General features: G+C 64.3%; 17 protein-coding genes. 3 read left to right on the top strand and 14 right to left on the bottom strand.

The window, feature by feature from the left end; genetic code table 11:
- Nucleotides 1–3 precede the first annotated feature (3 nt).
- The 12 genes from surE to JQ631_RS09015 form a co-directional block, all read right to left on the bottom strand.
- Nucleotides 4–771 (bottom strand): 5'/3'-nucleotidase SurE, encoded by a 768-nt coding sequence (surE, locus tag JQ631_RS09070; RefSeq protein WP_212325591.1) that lies wholly within the window; start codon nt 769–771, stop codon nt 4–6.
- Nucleotides 772–1719: 948 nt separating this feature from the next.
- Nucleotides 1720–2085, bottom strand: a complete 366-nt coding sequence (locus tag JQ631_RS09065) for a hypothetical protein (RefSeq protein WP_212325589.1) — start codon at nt 2083–2085, stop codon at nt 1720–1722.
- 95 nt (nt 2086–2180) lie between these two features.
- Nucleotides 2181–3512 carry a serine--tRNA ligase gene (serS, locus tag JQ631_RS09060; RefSeq protein WP_212325588.1) on the bottom strand — a complete coding sequence of 444 codons (1332 nt, stop codon included), beginning with the start codon at nt 3510–3512 and terminating at the stop codon, nt 2181–2183.
- 137 nt (nt 3513–3649) lie between these two features.
- Nucleotides 3650–4462: a twin-arginine translocase subunit TatC gene (gene tatC / locus JQ631_RS09055; RefSeq protein WP_212325587.1), complete on the bottom strand. Its 813-nt coding sequence runs from the start codon at nt 4460–4462 to the stop codon at nt 3650–3652.
- Nucleotides 4459–4992, bottom strand: coding sequence for a Sec-independent protein translocase protein TatB (gene tatB, locus JQ631_RS09050; protein ID WP_212325586.1), 534 nt, complete (start codon nt 4990–4992; stop codon nt 4459–4461). The genes tatC and tatB overlap by 4 nt, the downstream gene beginning before the upstream one ends.
- A gap of 88 nt (nt 4993–5080) precedes the next feature.
- Nucleotides 5081–5314, bottom strand: coding sequence for a twin-arginine translocase TatA/TatE family subunit (locus tag JQ631_RS09045; protein ID WP_027529733.1), 234 nt, complete (start codon nt 5312–5314; stop codon nt 5081–5083).
- Nucleotides 5315–5478: 164 nt separating this feature from the next.
- Nucleotides 5479–6231 (bottom strand): SMC-Scp complex subunit ScpB, encoded by a 753-nt coding sequence (scpB, locus tag JQ631_RS09040; protein WP_212325585.1) that lies wholly within the window; start codon nt 6229–6231, stop codon nt 5479–5481.
- Nucleotides 6232–6252: 21 nt separating this feature from the next.
- Nucleotides 6253–7092, bottom strand: a complete 840-nt coding sequence (locus JQ631_RS09035) for a segregation and condensation protein A (protein WP_212325584.1) — start codon at nt 7090–7092, stop codon at nt 6253–6255.
- A complete protein-coding gene (locus JQ631_RS09030) occupies nt 7089–7526 on the bottom strand; it encodes a hypothetical protein (protein WP_212325583.1) in 438 nt (145 codons plus the stop codon). Before JQ631_RS09030 ends, JQ631_RS09035 begins: the two co-directional genes overlap by 4 nt.
- Before the next feature lie 45 nt (nt 7527–7571).
- Nucleotides 7572–9098, bottom strand: coding sequence for an SPOR domain-containing protein (locus JQ631_RS09025; RefSeq protein WP_212325582.1), 1527 nt, complete (start codon nt 9096–9098; stop codon nt 7572–7574).
- 140 nt (nt 9099–9238) lie between these two features.
- Nucleotides 9239–11029, bottom strand: a complete 1791-nt coding sequence (gene argS, locus JQ631_RS09020; RefSeq protein WP_212325581.1) for an arginine--tRNA ligase — start codon at nt 11027–11029, stop codon at nt 9239–9241.
- A gap of 9 nt (nt 11030–11038) precedes the next feature.
- Nucleotides 11039–12247, bottom strand: a complete 1209-nt coding sequence (locus tag JQ631_RS09015; RefSeq protein WP_212325580.1) for a deoxyguanosinetriphosphate triphosphohydrolase — start codon at nt 12245–12247, stop codon at nt 11039–11041.
- A 123-nt stretch (nt 12248–12370) separates the two neighbouring features.
- Between JQ631_RS09015 and erpA the strand changes: the two genes are divergently transcribed.
- Nucleotides 12371–12700 carry an iron-sulfur cluster insertion protein ErpA gene (gene erpA, locus JQ631_RS09010; RefSeq protein WP_014495044.1) on the top strand — a complete coding sequence of 110 codons (330 nt, stop codon included), beginning with the start codon at nt 12371–12373 and terminating at the stop codon, nt 12698–12700.
- A gap of 181 nt (nt 12701–12881) precedes the next feature.
- On the opposite strand, the gene JQ631_RS09005 is transcribed toward erpA, so the two are convergent.
- Nucleotides 12882–13490: a site-2 protease family protein gene (locus tag JQ631_RS09005; protein ID WP_212325579.1), complete on the bottom strand. Its 609-nt coding sequence runs from the start codon at nt 13488–13490 to the stop codon at nt 12882–12884.
- Between the two features lie 384 nt (nt 13491–13874).
- Here JQ631_RS09005 and JQ631_RS09000 point away from each other — a divergent pair, with 384 nt between their 5' ends.
- Nucleotides 13875–14777, top strand: coding sequence for a hypothetical protein (locus tag JQ631_RS09000; RefSeq protein ID WP_212325578.1), 903 nt, complete (start codon nt 13875–13877; stop codon nt 14775–14777).
- Nucleotides 14778–15069: 292 nt separating this feature from the next.
- Here the strand turns inward: JQ631_RS09000 and JQ631_RS08995 are convergent, their stop codons facing one another.
- On the bottom strand, nt 15070–17349 hold the full coding sequence (locus JQ631_RS08995; RefSeq protein WP_212325577.1) for an ATP-binding protein: 2280 nt from the start codon (nt 17347–17349) through the stop codon (nt 15070–15072).
- A 135-nt stretch (nt 17350–17484) separates the two neighbouring features.
- On the opposite strand from JQ631_RS08995, the gene xth reads away from it, so the two are divergent.
- Nucleotides 17485–18282: an exodeoxyribonuclease III gene (xth, locus tag JQ631_RS08990; RefSeq protein WP_212325575.1), complete on the top strand. Its 798-nt coding sequence runs from the start codon at nt 17485–17487 to the stop codon at nt 18280–18282.
- Nucleotides 18283–18356: the final 74 nt, after the last annotated feature.

The following is an 18356-nucleotide window of genomic DNA, read 5'->3' as shown; positions in this document are numbered from 1 at the left end:
CCGCTATTTCAGCGTCGCGCTCAGCTCTTCCGAGAAGGCTTCATTGGTGCGATCGAGCCGGAGCGGCGTGACCGAGACGTAGCGCTCGCGCAGCGCCGCGAGGTCGGTGCCTTCGGCCGGCGTATCCATCATCGCCGCACGTTCGAAGCCAATCCAGAAATAGGGATTGTTGCGGCCGTCCCTGCGCTCGTCGATCCTGAGGAAGCCGAGATTGCGCTTGCCCTGTCGCGTGACGCGAATGCCGAGCACGTCCTCCGGCGCGCAGGCCGGAAAGTTGACGTTGATGACTGTGTCCTTCGGGATGCCGGCCTTGATCACCTTGCGCAGGATATCAGGACCGAATTTGCGCGCAGTGTCCCACGGCGGCCGCTCGCGCGTCTCGACGCTGAACTCCTGCGACAGCGCGAATGACGGAATGCCCAGAATGGTGCCTTCGAGCGCGCCGGCGATGGTGCCGGAATAAATCACGTCCTCGGCAACGTTGCGGCCCTTGTTGACACCTGAGAGCACGACATCGGGCAGCTTGGCGCCGAGGATGTGGCGCGCGCCCATGATGACGCAGTCGGTTGGCGTGCCGCGTACCGCAAAGTGCCGCGGCCCGACGTCGCGCAGCCGCAGGGGATCGTTCAGCGACAGCGAATGCGACACGCCGGACTGATCGAGCTCGGGCGCCACCACCCAGACGTCATCGGACAGCGCGCGCGCGATCTCCTCCACGACCTTGAGGCCGGGAGCATGGATGCCGTCGTCATTGGTGCAGAGAATGCGCATGCCGGTGGTCGATTCCTGAGCCTAGGTCAGGCCGTCTTATCCGGCTCCGGTTAATCAGGCAAACCGGGCAAAGGCGGGAATTCCGCTGGCGCAATCCGAGGCCCCGTCTGTGATCTAGCTCATTGCCGCACCGCAACGCCGCATCCTATTTTTCCGGCGCATTTTCAGGCGATTGGGCACGGAAATGACCCGCTTTTCAACCGCAATCCTCATCGGTCTTGCCCTCTGCATAGCAGGCGCCGGTCGGGCGCGAGATTTTGGACCTACGGACCGCTGCTTTCCCTGGCAGGAGTTCCGCAACGGCATCTGTGTCGCCAGGTCGGCCCCCGATACATCCGCCCAACTCACGGCAGCGCCGGAGCCGAACACGCCTCCCGTCCCGGCAGAGACAAGCGCGGCACCTCCACCACTGGCATGCCCGCCGAACTCACATGTCGAGGGCGGCACTTGCATTGTCGACGTCACGCCGCCCCCCACTCTGCCGCGGACGCCGATCACCGTCACTTGCAACGGCGGCAGTGCGAGCGGTGGACAATGCACCTGCCCGGCCGGCTTCCGGTTGATACCGGCGGGCGCCGATACGGGCGGCACCTGCGTGCGCAGCAATGCTGACAACTGCCTCGGCGGTCAGATGACGGTCGCCGGCGAGTGCCTCTGCATCGGCCAGGTCACGATGTCCGGGCAGGTCTACGATCTCGAATTCGCGCGCGGCAAATGCGTGCCCAAACGCTGTCCGCGCGATGCCTCGTGCGTCACGGCTGCAGCAAGTCCGGACGTCGATACTTCGTCGAAATTGCCGTCGGACGCGTGGCCACGTGACTGCGGACACGGCACGGTCGCGACGCGTCACGGTTGCGAGCCGACGCGACGGCGCTCACACGCGGACGACCTGAAAAGCTATTTCCGGATCTGGCCAAACGATCCAAGCCGGATGCGTTTCTGAAACGCTTAGCGGCGGACTCGCCATTGCGGCAGGAAGCGCGCCAGCCTGCCCTCCGCGCGCAACTGCATCGCTGGCACGACCGGACTCGTAATAGGCGATGTTTCGATCACGCCGAGCGCTTCGAGTTGCGCGATCAACGGCTCCGCCGCAGGCGTCTGCGGATAGCGTGCACGTGCCACCGTCACGGCCTCGTCAAAATCCGCGACGTTGACGCCGGCCTTCGCTCGGCGGCCTTGAATGAGTGCGTCGTCCCAGAGCCGCGCGATGTCGATATCAAGTACGCCACGCAAGCGTTGATCGACCGCCTGAATACCGGCGCCGGTTACCGCCCATTGTCGGCCGATCCAGAAGATATCGCGGTGCAAGGCCATGGACGGTGGTTTCGCGTTCGCGGACAGCCGTCAGGATAGCCGGCCGCCCGATCTTCGCAACCAAACGTTTCTGCCGCAACATCGGGCAACGCGCTTTAGTCGCGCGCGACCACCTTGAGCCCGCCCATGTAGGGCTGAAGCACGCTGGGAACCGCAATCGAGCCGTCTTCCTGCTGATAGGTCTCCATGACAGCGATCAGCGCGCGGCCAACCGCCGTGCCGGAGCCATTCAGCGTGTGCACGAAACGCGGCTTGCCGTCCGGACCGCGCGAGCGCGCGTCCATGCGCCGCGCCTGGAAGTCGCCGCAGACCGAGCAGCTCGAGATTTCGCGGAACATGCCGCCGTCGCCCTGCCCGGGCATCCACACTTCGATGTCATAGGTCTTCTGCGACGAAAAACCCATATCTCCTGCGCAGAGCGTCATCACGCGATAGTGCAGGTCAAGTTTCTGCAGCACCTGCTCGGCGCAGGACAGCATCCGCTCCAGCTCGTCCTTGCTGGTCTCGGGCGTGGTGATCGAGACCAGCTCGACCTTGGTGAATTGATGTTGGCGGATCATGCCGCGGGTGTCGCGCCCCGCAGCACCCGCCTCGGCGCGGAAGCACGGCGTGAGCGCGGTGAGACGCATCGGCAGCTGCTTCTCGTCGAGGATGGATTCGCGTGCGAGATTGGTGAGCGACACTTCCGCGGTCGGGATCAGGCCAAGGCGCTCGGTCTTCAGCCTCTCATGATCGGGCGCGGCAAGCAATTCGCCCTTGATGGCCCAGAACTGATCGTCCTCAAACTTAGGCAACTGCCCGGTGCCGAACATCACCTCGTTGCGCACCAGCAGCGGCGGGTTGATCTCGGTGTAGCCGTGCTCATTCGTATGCAGGTCGAGCATGAACTGGCCGATCGCGCGTTCGAGACGCGCGAGGCCCTTCTTCAGCACGACGAAGCGCGCACCCGAGAGCTTTGCGGCTGCCTCGAAATCCATATAGCCGAGCGCGGTGCCGAGATCGTCGTGCAGCTTCGGCGCGAAACCGTAGTTGCGCTTGGCGCCGAACACATGGTGCTGGACGTTGCCGTGCTCGTCGACACCATCGGGCACCTCGTCGAATGGAATGTTCGGGATCGCGGACAGCTCTTTTGTCAGCTCCTCGTCGGCCGCTTTCGCGGCGGCCTCGAGTTCCGGCATCGTGGTCTTGAGTTCGGCGACCTCGGCCATCAGCTTTGCCGCGCGCGCCTCGTCCTTGGCCTTCTTGGCGTCGCCGATTTCCTTGGACGCGGCGTTGCGCCGTGCCTGCGCCTGCTCCGAGGCCAGGATCGCCGCCCGCCGCCTCTCGTCGATCGCGAGCAGCGACGCCGACAATGGCTTCAGACCCCGCCGGGCGAGGCCGGCGTCGAAGGCTTGCGGATTGTCGCGGATCGATTTGATGTCGTGCATGGCTGTCTTCCCGTCATGGCCGGGTTTATCCCGGCCATCCACGTATCTGCCGCCTTAGATCAAGTCGTGGATGCCCGGGTCAAGCCCGGGCATGACGAATCATGGGCTGTGCAGCGAGATGATAGAACGAAAGCGCCCTACTCCGCCGGATTGGCGGGCGTCGACACGTCCGTGCCGGTGGCGGCCTTCGCGGCAGCCGCCTTCTTCTCCACCATCGACACCGAGATGATCGAGCCTTCGTAGAGCGCAAGCAAGGGGATTGCGAGCGAGCACTGGCTGAGGATGTCCGGCGGCGTCAGGACTGCTGCGATGATGAAAGCCAGAACGATGAAGTAGCGGCGCTTTTCGCGCAGCATCTTTGAGGTGATGATGCCGACGCGACCGAGCAGCGTCAGGATCACCGGAAGCTGGAAGGCGATGCCGAAAGCGAAGATCAGCGACATCATCAGCGACAGATATTCGCCGACCTTGGGCAGAAGCTGGATCTGCGCCGTCTCGTCGCCGCCCATCTGCTGCATGCCGAGAGAGAAGCGCACCAGCATCGGCAGCACGACGAAATAGACCAGCGCCGCGCCCAGCACGAAGAAGAACGGAGTCGCGACCAGATACGGCAGGAAGGCCTGCTTCTCGTGCTTGTAGAGGCCGGGTGCAACGAACTTGTAAATCTGCGTCGCAACGATCGGGAACGAGATGAAGCCGGCACCGAACAGCGCGAGCTTGAGCTGCGTGATGAAATATTCCAGCAGCGCCGTGTAGATGAATTTCGAATTCTCGGCGCCTGCGACCCACACGAACGGCCAGACCAGCACGTTGTAGATCTGCTTGGCGAAGAAGAAGCAGAGGATGAAGGCCACGCCGAATCCGAGCAGCGCCTTGATGAGCCGCGAGCGCAGCTCGATCAGATGGTCCATCAGCGGGGCTTTGCTGGCCTCGATTTCGGCGTCGCTCATGACGCTTTGGCGTCCTTGATCGCTTCGGATGGCGCCGTGTCTTGAGCAACAGTGTCCTGAGCAAGAGTGTCCTGCGCGACCGGCGTCTGCTCGACCTCACGGGTAATCGCGAGCGGTTCGTCGACGGCGGAATGTGCTTCCGCTTCCACGAAGGTTTCAGGCGTTGGGGCTTCCGGTGTCGTCGGACTTGCCGGCGGTTCGACCGCAGGCGTTGCGGACGTCTCGGCCGGCTTGTCGAGCGCATCGATGCGCAGCGCGTCGCTGACGTCCTTCTGGAGCGAGGTCATCAGGCCGCCGCCGGTGAAGCCGGAGGCGGCTTCCTTGACCTCGTCAAAGCTCTTCTTGAGGTCGGCCATCTCGGCCTCGCGCATCGCTTCCTGGAACTGCCCCTGGAATTCGGCGGCCATCTTGCGGGCCTTGCCCATCCACTGGCCGACCATGCGCAGCACGCCCGGCAACTCTTTCGGGCCAATGGCGACCAAGGCCACGACCCCGATCAGAACCAGCTCACTCCAGCCGATGTCGAACATGACGTCTTCCGTTCACGCGAAGCCACGATCGGCCCAATCCCTCACGCGCAGGATCGGGTCCGTTTCCCGCGTCTCGCGTGCTCCTGGCTCAGACGGCCTTGCTGCCGACGTCGGATCGGGCCGCGGTCGGCGCGGCATTGTGCTCGATGGACTTCGAGGGCTCCTGCTTCTCGGCGGGCTTGTCGTCGTCCTGCATGCCCTTCTTGAAGGCCTTGATGCCCTGAGCGACGTCGCCCATCAGATCCGAAATCTTGCCGCGGCCGAACAACAGCAGGACCACTGCGATCACCAAGATCCAGTGCCAAATGCTAAGTGAACCCATCCTGCAACCCTCCAAACGCGCGTGGCCGGGACCCGGCCGATCTTGACCGGAACGTAGGCTTCGCAGGCCTCAAAAACAAGGACCAAGGCAGCGCCAATTCGCTGTTGGCACTACGTAATCTTGCTAGTGTTAACTGGTCGCAGGGACCCGCAAAAGGGCGGGGATCACTCCTCGCCGCCGCCCTCACCGCCATCATTGCCACCTTCCGGCGGCGCCTCGGGCTCGACCGCAGGCGCCAGCGCCAGATCGAGGTCCTCGCCCGGTTCCAAGGGGTCTTCATCTTCGCGGAGCTGCGGGTCATCCGACGGTGTCGGCACGCTGAATCCGGTCGGCAGACGCGAATCCAGCAGGCCCGTACCCTTCAGCTCCTCGAGCCCCGGCAGATCGCCGAGCTGTTCCAAGGTAAACTGCGACAGGAAGTCCTCGGTGGTTCCGAAAGTCAGCGGACGGCCGGGCGTCTTGCGACGGCCACGCGGCTTGATCCAGCCGGTCTCCAGCAGAACGTCGAGCGTGCCCTTCGAGGTCACCACGCCCCGGATCTCTTCGATCTCGGCACGCGTCACCGGCTGGTGGTAGGCGATAATCGCAAGCACCTCGATGGCCGCACGCGACAGGCGGCGGGTCTCGGTGCTCTCGCGCGTCATCAGCCAGGCGAGATCGCCGGCGGTACGGAACGTCCATTTGTTGGCGACCCGCACGAGGTTGACGCCGCGCAAGGCATAATCGGCCTGAAGCTGCTCGAGCGCGGCCTTGACGTCGACGCCCTCGGGCATGCGCTTGGCGAGTGTCGCCGTATCCAGCGGTTCATTCGAAGCAAACAGCAGCGCTTCCAGCAGCCGCAATTCTTCGGGACGTGCCTGGGACTCGTTCTCCATCGGCTCGGCCTCTTCTACCCGCACTTCAGCCAGGCTTGCCATGGCAGCTTCTCCTTCTTGCACTTAAGCGACCGGCGCGTCGGGCGCAGGAGCTGCGTCCGGAACCGGTTTCGGGCGCCCCTTCCGGAAATAGATGGGCGCAAACGCCTCTTTCTGGTTCAGTTCGAGCTGGCCTTCACGCACGAGCTCAAGCGCGGCGGCAAAGCTCGAGGCGAACACCGTCGCGCGCTGCGTCGGGTCGGCAACGTGCCGGACCAGGAAATCGTCGAGCACGCCCCAATCGTCCTGCTCGGTGATGCTGCCGACCAGCCGCTCCAGCGTGGCGCGGGCCTCGGCGAGCGACCACACCGTGCGCTTGGCCAGATGCACGCTCGCGAGCACGCGCGACTGGCGCTGCGAGGCATAGGCCGTGAGCAGGTCGTAAAGGGTCGCGGTGTATTTCGGATGCCTGATCTCGGCGATCTGCTCGGGCTCGCCGCGCGGGAAAATGTCGCGCAGCAATTGCTGACGGTTCATCAGCCGGTTGGCCGCTTCACGAATGGCCTCGAGACGGCGAAGGCGATTGGCGAGCGCGGTCGCCATTTCCTCGGCGCTCGGACCGTCCGCACTCGGCGGCTCCGGCAGCAGCAGGCGCGACTTCAGGAAGGCGAGCCAGGCCGCCATGACCAGATAGTCGGCGGCAAGCTCGAGCCGGATCTTTCGCGCGGCTTCGATGAAGTGGAGATACTGGTCGGCCAGCGCCAGGATCGAGATCTTGGCGAGATCGACCTTCTGGTTACGCGCCAGCGCGAGCAACAGGTCGAGCGGGCCCTCGTAGCCCTCGACGTCGACGACCAGCGCCGGTTCGTCCTCGGCCAGCTCTGCGGGCCGCCCGGTTTCAAACGATAGAATTTCTGCGGTCATGCGGATGCCGTGTTTGCGGTCAATGCGTCCAGTTGCGCATTGTCATTGCTGTGACGCGGCGTACTGGCCGCGAACCTGGCGCGATTTTGCTCGCCAATGCTTCCCGCCAGCGCCTTCATCGGCACGTCATGACTCATTAACAAACCCTGGAACCCGATTGCGCCGCGAATCACCTGAGCAATCATTGTCGCAGAAGTCGTCACGGGATGGACCGGGTCGGCGGCGCCATCCACGGGAATGCTGAGACCGGCGAGATCGGCCTCAATCAGCCGCGCCGCCGTCAATTCCCCAACAGGAATCGTGACTTGGGTCGAAATCTCGAAGCTGAGCCTGAAGGGAATGAAGTCCCATGGGCGTTCGGCACGGTAAAACGCCCGCCCAGCGGCGGTCAGTTCCGTTCCGGATACGCCGGTAGTGAAGGCCCGCGTGCTCATAGGGCCGATTAACCCTGCCCCGGGAGGGGGTCAAGGAAACGGCCGCTAATTCCTCTGGACGAAGCAGGACGGCAGGCCAGCGGACTTCAGATTGTTGCAGGCCTGCACCGCCTCGTCGGCCGAGGCGTACGGCCCGGCGAAGGCGCGATAAACGATACCCTTGCCCTTGTCGGTCAGATCGACGCGCTTGATAACGGGCGAGCGGGAGCCGAGCACACTGCCATACTTGCTCTGGAGCACCCGGTACGAGGCATGCGCGCTATCCTCGCTCTGCTGCGAAGACACCTGCACGACGTAGCCGCCACCACTGCTCGCGGGAGCGATCTGAGTCGGGTTGGTCGCAGCCATCCGCTGCGGCGGTTCGGCCTGACCAGACTGCGGCGCCAGTGAGAGCGGCTGGTTCGCGCTGGCATTGGCCGAACTCGGCGGTGTGTGCGGCACGGCCGCGGCGGGCTTCGCGGGCGCGGCCGGCTTGGCCGGGGCCGGGGCAGCACCTTGCGGCACGGCGCTATCGGTCTGGTCACCCTTCACGGCCACGGTCTTGATCGCGCGCGGCGCGCTGTTCGGCATCGTCCCGTTGCTCGGGATCGGACCGGCATTCGATGGCGGAATGTTGGACGGCGACACGCTCGCAACCGGCGGCGGGTTCGCATTCGGATTCAGCGGCGGAAACACAACGCGCGGACCTGCCGCCTTGGCGTTGACGTCGACCGGCGCCTCTTCGCGCGGCACGATCTTCTCGCTGCCGTCGCCGCTCACCATGCGATCCGGCACCTTGGCCGAGGAGTCCGTCGGCGCCGGCACGATCTTGGTCGGCGTGTTGTCGGCCTTGATGATCGGCGGCTCACCGCTGCGGGGCGAGCCGATATAGGTCTTGTAGGCGAAGGCTGCGCCGGTTCCGACGACGGCGAGCGCGAGAATTGCCGCGACCGTCATCATGCCGCCGCGCGATTTCCGGGGCTCGTCGAGATCGGCTTCGGGATAGTCGCTCTGGAATGCGTACGGATCGTCCGGATAGGCCGGCTCACGCTGGAAATCCTGCTCGCCCGACTCGAGCCGCCCGTACAGCGCATCATCATAGCGCGCCGGATCGGGCTGCTCTTCGTAAGCTTGATGCTGGGCCTGCCCCTGATGGTAGGCTTGATCCTGATAAGCCTGATCCTGATAGGCCTGCTGCTGCGGCTGATGATGCTGCGGCTCGGGCGCGACCTGCTGGGCCGCATAACGATGCAGCGGATGAACCGGATTCACGGCAGCGGGATACTCAGGCTCGGGCGCCGGCTGCGGCTGCACGTTGGCACGGCGCATCCATGAGGGCGGTCCCGGCTGAGGCGCCGTGGGCTGCTGCTCTGCGTAGTCTTGCTGGTAGTCGTCCTGCGCGTAGCCGTCGTCATGATACGTCTGCGCGGGCGCTTGCGCGGCGGCCGGACGCCCCTGCGCTGCGAACGGATCGGTCTGCCCGATCAGGCGGGCGAGTTCGGCCAAGGGGTCGTTATCTGCCCTCCCATGCTGATCGGCGCCGCGACCATAGTCATCGGAAGGAAGAGCTCTGTCGTAATATCGATCGGCCATCGTGATGATGCGTCCCTTCGGGAAAGCCGCGCGCCCCTCGACCAAGGCACGGCTTTCGACCCACAAGGCTTTCAACCAAGTCTAAGCGATCCGGCTTCTGCCGGTACCCCCAATATTCCCCTTAAGTAGTTCGCCCCAAACTACCGCATCTCGTCCGGAGCATGGACGCCGAGGATGGCGAGGCCCGATGCCAGGACCGAGACGACGCCCTGGACCATGGCCAGCCGCGCCTTCGTTAGATCTGCATCATTATTGATAATGAAGCGTAAATAGGGCAAATCGCGCCCCTTCGTCCAAAGTGCGTGAAATTCGCTCGCTAAGTCATAGAGATAAAAGGCAATACGGTGCGGTTCGTGGGCCGCCGCAGCGGCTTCCAGCATCCGCGGAAAAATTGCGAGCCGCTTAAGAAGATCGAGTTCGACCGGGTCTGACAGCCGTTCCACGGCCGACTCACTGAGCCAGGCGATGCGCTTGTCGGCATCCTCAGGGAGTTCCGGGAACACCTCGGCTCGCGCGTTGCGGAAGATCGAGTGGCCGCGGGCGTGGCCGTACTGGACGTAGAAAACCGGGTTGTCGCGCGACTGTTGCATGACCTTGGCGAGGTCGAAGTCGAGCACCGCGTCGTTCTTGCGGTAGAGCATCATGAAGCGGACGGCGTCCTGACCGACTTCATCCACCACCTCACGCAAGGTGACGAAGTCCCCGCTCCGCTTGGACATTTTCACCGGCTCGCCGTTACGCAGCAACTTCACGAGCTGGACGATCTTGACGTCGAGTGCGCCCTTGCCTGACGTCGTCGCCTTCACCGCCGCCTGCATGCGCTTGATGTAGCCGCCATGGTCGGCGCCCCAGACGTCGATCATCTCCGCAAAACCACGGTCGAACTTGTTCTTGTGGTAGGCGATGTCGGAGGCGAAATAAGTGTAGGAATTGTCCGACTTGATCAGCGGACGATCGACGTCGTCGCCGTAAGCGGTCGCCTTGAACAGCAGCTGCTCGCGGTCTTCCCAATCCTCGACCGGCGCGCCCTTCGGCGGCGGCAGCCGCCCCTCGTAGATGTCGCCCTTGGCCTTGAGGAAGTCGATGGTCTCGGCAACCTTGTTGTTGCCGCTCTCGATCAGCGAGCGCTCGGAGAAGAACACGTCGTGGCGGATGTTGAGAGCGGCGAGATCGTCCTTGATCTCGTCCATCATCATCGCGATCGCCTTGGCGCGCACCGTCGGCAGCCACTGGGCCTCGCTCATCGCGAGGAGCTTGTCGCCATGCTCTTTCGCAAGCGCTGCGCCCACAGGCTTCAGGTAGTCGCCGGGATAGAGCCCTTCCGGGATCGCACCGATGTCCTCGCCGAGCGCCTCGCGATACCGCAGGAAGGCGGAGCGAGCGAGCACGTCGACCTGGGCACCGGCATCGTTGATGTAGTATTCGCGGGTGACGTCATGGCCGCCGAACTGCAACAGGCTCGCCAGCGCGTCGCCGAACACAGCGCCACGGCAATGGCCGACATGCATCGGCCCGGTCGGATTGGCGGAAACGTATTCGACATTGACCTTGGAGCCGCCGCGGACGCGGCCGTAATCGGCGCCCTCGCGCAGCACCGTGCGCAACGCCTCCGCCCAGGCGGCCGGCTTCAGCGTCAGATTGATGAAGCCGGGACCGGCCACGTCGACCTTGGTGATCAGCGCATCGGCGCGCAGCTGCTCGGCGATCTGCTCGGCGAGATCGCGGGGCTTTGCCTTTGCCTCTTTCGCCAGCACCATCGCGGCGTTGGTCGCCATGTCGCCATGAGAGGCATCGCGCGGCGGCTCGACCACCACGCGCGAGAAATCGATGCCCTCGGGCCAATTGGCTTCCACCGCGAGCGCGCGGCAGGCGGCATGCACGCGTGCAAGCACGTCGGCGAACAAATGCGGTGCTGGGGATGTGTCGGGCATGGGCGCCGCCTAACGCAAATCCGGGGTCGAGTCAAAGAGCCGCTGGTGCTCGGTCAGGGCGAAACGGTCGGTCATTCCGGCGATGAAATTGCCGATCCGGCGGGCCCGCTCGCCCTCATTGTCCGTCTCGGCCCCGACCAGCCATTCCGGCGGCAGGTCGGCCGGCGACGTCAGGTATTTCGCGAACAGGTCGAACACGATCTGTTCCGCCTCGGCCATCACCCGCATCACCCGCTTGTGGCGGTACATGTGCCCGTAGAGGAAGCGCTTGATGGCGGCCTCCTCCTCGGCGACGTCAGGCGGGAACGCGATCAGGGCCCGGTTCTGCTGGCGGACGTCATTGGCCGATTGCGGCCCGACGGCGGCAATGTTCGTCTGCGCTTCCGCGAACACCGCGCCGATCAGATGCGAGATCAGTTCGCGCACCAGCTCGGCCCCGCGCCTGACGTCTTCGAGGTCAGGGTAATGCGCCGAGGTCTCGGCGATGATCTCGGCCGTGAGCGGCATGACCTTGAGATCGTCGAGGTGGAACAGGCCGGCACGCAGGCCGTCGTCGATATCGTGGGCGTCATAGGCGATATCGTCGGCGATCGCCGCGACCTGTGCCTCCATCGAGGCGAAGCTCCAGAGTTCGAGGTCATAGGTCTTGATGTAGTCGGCGATCCCGACGGGTACGCCGTGCTCACGATAGCGTCCAACCGGCGCGCCGCTGCGGTCGGTCAGCGGTCCGTTGTGCTTGACGATGCCCTCGAGCGATTCCCAGGTCAGATTGAGCCCGTCGAATTCGGGATAGCGGTGCTCCAGCGAGCCGACGACGCGGAGCGCCTGGGCATTGTGGTCGAAGCCGCCGAAATCCTTGAGGCAGGCGTCCAGCGCCCGCTCGCCGGCATGGCCGAACGGCGGATGGCCGAGATCATGGGCGAGCGCCAGGGTTTCGGTAAGGTCCTCGTCGAGCCCAAGCTGCCGGGCCAGCGCGCGGGCGATCTGCGCCACCTCCAGCGAATGGGTCAGCCGGGTCCGGTAATGGTCGCCTTCGTGGAACACGAACACCTGGGTCTTGTACTTCAGGCGGCGGAACGCCGTGGAATGGATCACCCGGTCGCAATCACGACGGAACGGGCTCCGGGTCCGGCTCGGCGGCTCGGCGACCAGCCGGCCGCGGCTGCGATCGGGGTCGCAGGCATAGGGCGCGCGGGGGGCTGCCATTCCGACGGACACGACGAATTTAGTCCCTATCCATTTGATTCTGCGTATCCTTGCACTTAACTATGCCGGACGCGGGATACCAAATGAATTGGGCAAGTGACCTTGGTATGACCGCAGGCCTATCGGAGACGAGCCATGACGACTGACGTGACCATCAGTGACCGCGCCGCACGCCGGATTGGGGAGATCCTCAAGGGCGAAGGCTCAGGCGCGATGCTGCGCATTTCGGTCGAGGGCGGCGGCTGCTCCGGCTTCCAGTACAAGTTCGACATCGACCGCGACCGCACCGACGACGATCTCGTCATCGAGCAGGAGAATGCGGTGGTGCTGGTCGATTCCGCCTCGCAGCCGTTCCTGGCGGGCTCGCAGGTCGATTTCGTCGACGACCTGATCGGCGCCTCGTTCCGCGTCAACAATCCGAACGCGACGGCGTCCTGCGGCTGCGGGACCAGCTTCTCGATCTGACCCAACTCAAAATCTGAAAAACAACCCCATGCACAGTAGCCGGGAAGCCGGCATGGCGCACTTCGGTTTCTGCGAAAAATATTCGACGCGTCGGGCAACACAGGGGTAAGGTGTGATCATCGCGAGGTCCCCGAGCGGAGCCCTGCCAGCCCCGTAGCGTGGCCCAACACCCGCCCTTCAATCATTGCTGAAAGTTCGAATCTCGCGAGGACGCGCCGGACATGGCTCCGCGCGCGAGTTGCAGAAGCTGCAAGCCATCGCTGCCGGTCCGGACACCGCCGGCCGTGGTCCAGAACGGCACCAAATTCACGATGATGAGGTAATATTGGCCGAATGCGATCGAACCGAGGTAGTCGTGCCCCGGGCCGTCCACGAGTGTCGCGTGGAGCGCCGTCACGAGGCCGATCAACACGCCATTCCCCAGCACTCCACCGAGCAAAAAGAGCAATCTCGAAAGCCTGTTGACGACGGGCTGCGGATAGCACTGCACGAAGCCCGCACAGGGCACCGCGCGCAGCTCAAATCGGGTTTCGCCTAGCCGGCCGTGCCATAGCACCGGGCCGATGCCGATCGACACCTGTAGGACTGGTGCTGACAGCAGCACAGCGCACAGCATATGTCCAAGTTCATGACACACGATACCGGCGGCCAGCCCGACGGCCGCTGAGACGAGGAGAGCGGGAATCCGGTAGTCGCGAGTCAACACCCATATGCAGATCAGAACGATCGCAAGACAAAGCAAAGCGACGAACACGATCCATCGGGCCAACGGGTCCGTCGGCTCATGCATTGCGGCCATCCTAGCTTTCTGCATCGAACGTTTTCTCCTCACCGACTAAGCTCCCATACGAGAGGGTTGGCGCGAGTCGATCAGGTCAACATCCTGGTGGCCCGTGTCGGCTCCGTCGCCTTGTTCTTGAAAGCCTTGTCCTAGCGCCTTGGACGTTCTGATAGCCGAATGGGTTCAACATCGGCCGCGCGATGGGGACTTGCCCGGAAGGGCAACCCGGAGCACCATTCTGAAATCGTAGGCAGCGTCCGCGACCCGTTGCCCCGGCAATTGCAGTTTTACTGATTGCAGCGCGTTGCACGCTCCAGCATCATGGCAGCACGGCGAAAACAGAAATGCTCATGTTCGCCGGCCTCGGCGCCTATAGCGGTAGCAGATTATCAAATGCGCATGATCAATCATCTGCTCAGTTGCCTCGCCCTATTCCTCGCAATCGCAGCCACGCCGGCGCCTCCCGCGCACGCTGCTGAAACCTGCCCCTTCATCAGCGCCCAGGACCTCGCCGGCGCGATGCCGGCGCTCAAATGGTCGCTGGTTTCAAATCAGGACGGCCGCGGCTGCATCTACCAGGCCGGGCGCGGCGACACGATGATGCTGACCGTGTTTCGTAATCCCGACAACGACCGCGCCAGGGAATTGTACGCGACCTTCGTCAAGACGCTTGGCGAGCGCATGCCGCTGAGCGACATGTCCGGGATCGGCGATGAAGGCCATCGCGGGACGACCGCCGCCGACGCACAGCGCCAGGAAGCCTCGGTCGTCGCCTTGTCCGGCGACTACATTCTGCAAGTTAGCGTCTATCCGATCGGCCGGCGCGCCGACGACACGCTGCTCAGCCCCCTCACCCTGGTCGCGCGCACTGCGATTGGCAATGTGAGCAAGACCAGCGAGCGGTTCGGTGACTGCGAATGGCTCACCGCCGCGGACGCCGATGGCTTTCTCGACAAGAGCACGCTGCAGGTCCAGCGAACCGGCGCGGGCAGCTGCATGATGTTCGATCGCGAGGCCAACACCATGGCCGTCGCGGTCATCGCGACCTCGCGCACCACCGCAATCAGCATGATGAAACGCGCAGGTCCCTGCCAACATTTGGCGATCCCCGAGCTTGGCAGTGAAGCGTTCGGCGAACACTCCTGCACCAAGGGCAACGGCAGTGCCGTCAACATCTTTGTCTGGAAGAACGGCAGGCAGGCGTCGATCCTGTTCGCACCGGTCAAGCCGCATCCGGAATCCGGCTCGGTCGAGCGCCTGAAGGCGGTCGCTGCGCGAGTCTATGGAAAACTGTAACGGCGCCGCGAGGACACATCACGAGGAAAAAGTGGCCGTGAGCTGGGCGCGAACCAACAGCCATAACCCGATCGACCCGATCAGGCGCTATTTTGCTGGCAGGCGAAGGCTCGCGAGATCAGTGCCAACGATGATGTTTCCGGTGAAACCACTATAAGACACGGCGCGGCATAGCCATTGGAGGCACCGCTCAGCAGCCAGGTGACCGCCAGCAGCGCGACTGCGACGAAACATCGAACCATGTCCCCTCCGCATCTGTCAGTGTCGAGAATAGGACCATGCTAGTGGGCTCTTACGCGCCCGTCATCTGCCTTTCCTCATCCGTCCACTCCACCTCATCAGGCATCAGCGCCGGCTGAAGCGGCGCGTCTTCCGTCATCACCTGTCCGTCCAGCGCGCGCAGAAGTGCGGCAGCGAGCGCGGGCTTGCGCAGCGGTTTTGCCAGGAAGTCCGACATGCCGGCCTCGCGGCAGATCTTGACGTCTTCGGCGAAGGCGTTGGCGGTCAGCGCGATGATCGGCAAGGCGTCGAAGCGCCCGCCTTGCGCGCGGATCGCGCGGGTTGCGGCAAGGCCGTCCATCTCCGGCATGCGCACGTCCATCAGCACGATGTCGAAATCGCCTTCGGACACGGCCGCGATGGCCTGGACGCCGTCGGTCACGACGCGCAGTTCGACGTCGAAGGCGCCGAGCATCTTGCTCACGACCATGCGATTGACGGCATCGTCCTCCGCGACCAGCACCTTCAGCGGCCGATCGAGTTCGGCGATGCGCGCCTTGAGCTCGTCGATCTCGTCGCGGCCCGCGTCCTGATCAGACGTCTGTGCCTGGCTCCACGGCAGCACCAGCGTGAAGCGGAAGGTCGAGCCCTCGCCCGGCGTCGAGGTGACGTCGATGGTGCCGCCCATCTGCTCGATGATGCGCCTGCTGATCGCAAGCCCGAGCCCCGTGCCGCCGAAACGGCGGCTGATCGATGCATCGGCCTGGGCGAAGTCCGAGAACAACTGCCCGAGCTTCTCGGGCGCAATGCCGATGCCGCTGTCGATCACGGTCCATTCGACGGTCGCGAGCAGATCGCGGCGCGCCTGGCACACGGCCTTGATCGTCACCTCGCCCGCGTCGGTGAACTTCACCGCATTGGAGGCGAGATTGAGCAGCACCTGACGGATGCGCGCGACGTCGCCGCGCAGGGTCGGCGGCAGGTTCGGATCGAGCTCGACCTTGACGGCGAGCCCTTTGTTCTTCGCGCTCGCGCGCATGACGGTCGCGACGGTCTCGACCAGCGCCTGCGGCGCAAAGTCGATCGCCTCGAACTGGAAGCGTCCGGCCTCGAGCTTGGACAGGTCGAGGATGTCGTTGAGGATGCGCTGGAGGTTGTCGCCGGACTCGCGGATCGTGGTGACGGCCTCCCGTTGCTCCTGATCGAGTTTTGTTTCGAGCAGCATGCCGGCAAGCCCGAGCACGCCGTTCATGGGCGTGCGGATCTCGTGGCTCATCACCGCGAGAAAATCCGACTTGGCGCGGCTCTCCGCCTCGGCCTTTTCCGCGCGCCAGTGCTCGGTGACGTCGCGGCCGAAGCCGCGATAGCCCAGGAACTGGCCGTCGCGGTCATAGGCCGGCTTCGCGGTCAGCGACCACAGGCGCGCCTCGCCGCCGGCGACGACCTTGAGATTCATGTCGTGCAACGGCTCGGCATGTTCCATCAGGCCGACGACGTTGTAGGCGGCGGCCTTGTCTTCGGGACAGAGCATGTCGAGCACGTCGGCGAAGAGCGATCCTTTCAGCAACGGAAGCGGCAGTTGTGCGACATCGGCAAATCGTTGCGGAACGTCTGTGAGATGCCCTTCGGCATCGGTCTGCCACAGCCAATCGCTGGCGTTCTCCTGGAAGTCCTTCAGCAGCAGCGAGATGATCTCGGTCTGCCGCTCGAGCTCGATCCGGGCCTTGAGATTGCCGAGGAACAGATTGCCTTGCGCGACGATGTTGCGCGCCATGAAGAAGGCGAACAGCAGCAGGAACACCGCCGTCACCAGATACGGCCCGCTGCCGCACAGCAACAGCGCGCCGGTGCAGGCAATCGTCATGGTCGCGAGGTAAATGAGGCCCGCACGCGGGAAGGTCGACAGCGTGAAGGCGCCGCCGGACATCATGCCGACCATCAGGCAGGCCAGGATGAGCTGGCTGGTCGGCTCGATCCGGCTGAACAGCGCGAGCGGCAGCGTGCCCCAGATCGCGGCGAGGAAGAACGCTTGCCGCAGCATCTGCCGCGCGGCGTGTGCCGACGCTTCCTGTGGCGGATTCTGATGCGAGCGCCGCCAGGCGCGCACTGCCAGCGAGGCGGTGACGGCCAGGGTCATACCCCAGATCGCGAGGAAGTTGTTCCAGCCCCTGCCCCAGAACAGGATCAGCACGACAGCGGCGTTGAGCATGGTGACGGCCATCGCCACCGGGATGGTCCGCGTCACCGCGTCGATCTGCTTGGCGCGGAGGCGGCGAAGCTCGCGCTCGCTGAGATCAGCGGTCAGGCCATCGCGCGGCTCAGTCTGTTGCAAGGATTTGTCCCGCCATCCCATTCGAAAAACCTTTTCGGTATCAATGGCCCGGGGCCGGCTTAAGCCGGGTTAATTTTGTGGGAGATTTTGCGGCGTCCTTGACGGGCGCGTTGGCAGTTTGTTCTAACGATGGCCCTTGGTCCGGAGCCCGCCGACATGCCCATCAGAGTTGCCACCTGGAACGTCAATTCGGTCCGGCAGCGGATCGACCTCCTGTTGACCTGGCTGAAGGACTGCCAGCCGGACATCGTCTGCCTCCAGGAGATCAAATGCGTCGACGAGGCATTCCCGCGGCTGGAGATCGAGGCGCTCGGCTACAACGTCGTCACCCACGGGCAGAAGACGTTCAATGGCGTCGCCCTGCTCTCCAAGCTCAAATTCGACGAGACCAAGTCGGGGCTCGCCGGTGACGACGAAGACGCCCACGCCCGCTTCCTCGAAGGCGTGGTGACGCTCAAGCGCGGCGTGCTGCGCATCGCCTGCCTCTATCTGCCCAACGGCAATCCGGTCGGGACCGAGAAATACCCTTACAAGCTCAAATGGATGTCGCGGCTTCTTGAGTATTCGAAGGAGCGACTTAAGACCGAGGAGCCGCTCATCCTCGCAGGCGACTTCAACGTCATCCCGCATGCCCGCGACGTCCACAATCCCGCCGCCTGGACCGAAGACGCTCTGTTCAAGCCCGAGACGCGCGAGAGCTTTCAGGCCTTGCTCGGCCTCGGCCTGACCGATGCCCTGCGCGCCGTCACGGACGAGCCTGGGCTCTACACCTTCTGGGACTACCAGGCCGGGGCCTGGCAGAAGAACCAGGGCCTGCGCATCGACCATTTGCTGCTGTCGCCGCAGGCGAGCGACAAGCTCGCCAATGTCGGCATCGACAGCTATGTGCGAGCCTGGGAGAAGCCGTCGGACCACGTGCCGGTGTGGGCGGATCTGGATCTGGAGGCGGCGTAGAAGCGCGCGGCAGTCACAACTGCCACAGGGCGGGCAAAGGGAAGCGTGCCCACCACCTTAGGCCGAGATCGCGG

Source organism: Bradyrhizobium manausense (assembly GCF_018131105.1).
Taxonomy (GTDB): domain Bacteria; phylum Pseudomonadota; class Alphaproteobacteria; order Rhizobiales; family Xanthobacteraceae; genus Bradyrhizobium; species Bradyrhizobium manausense_B.
Note: the sequence above shows the minus strand (reverse complement) of the source record. Positions and strands in the feature narration are given on the sequence as shown.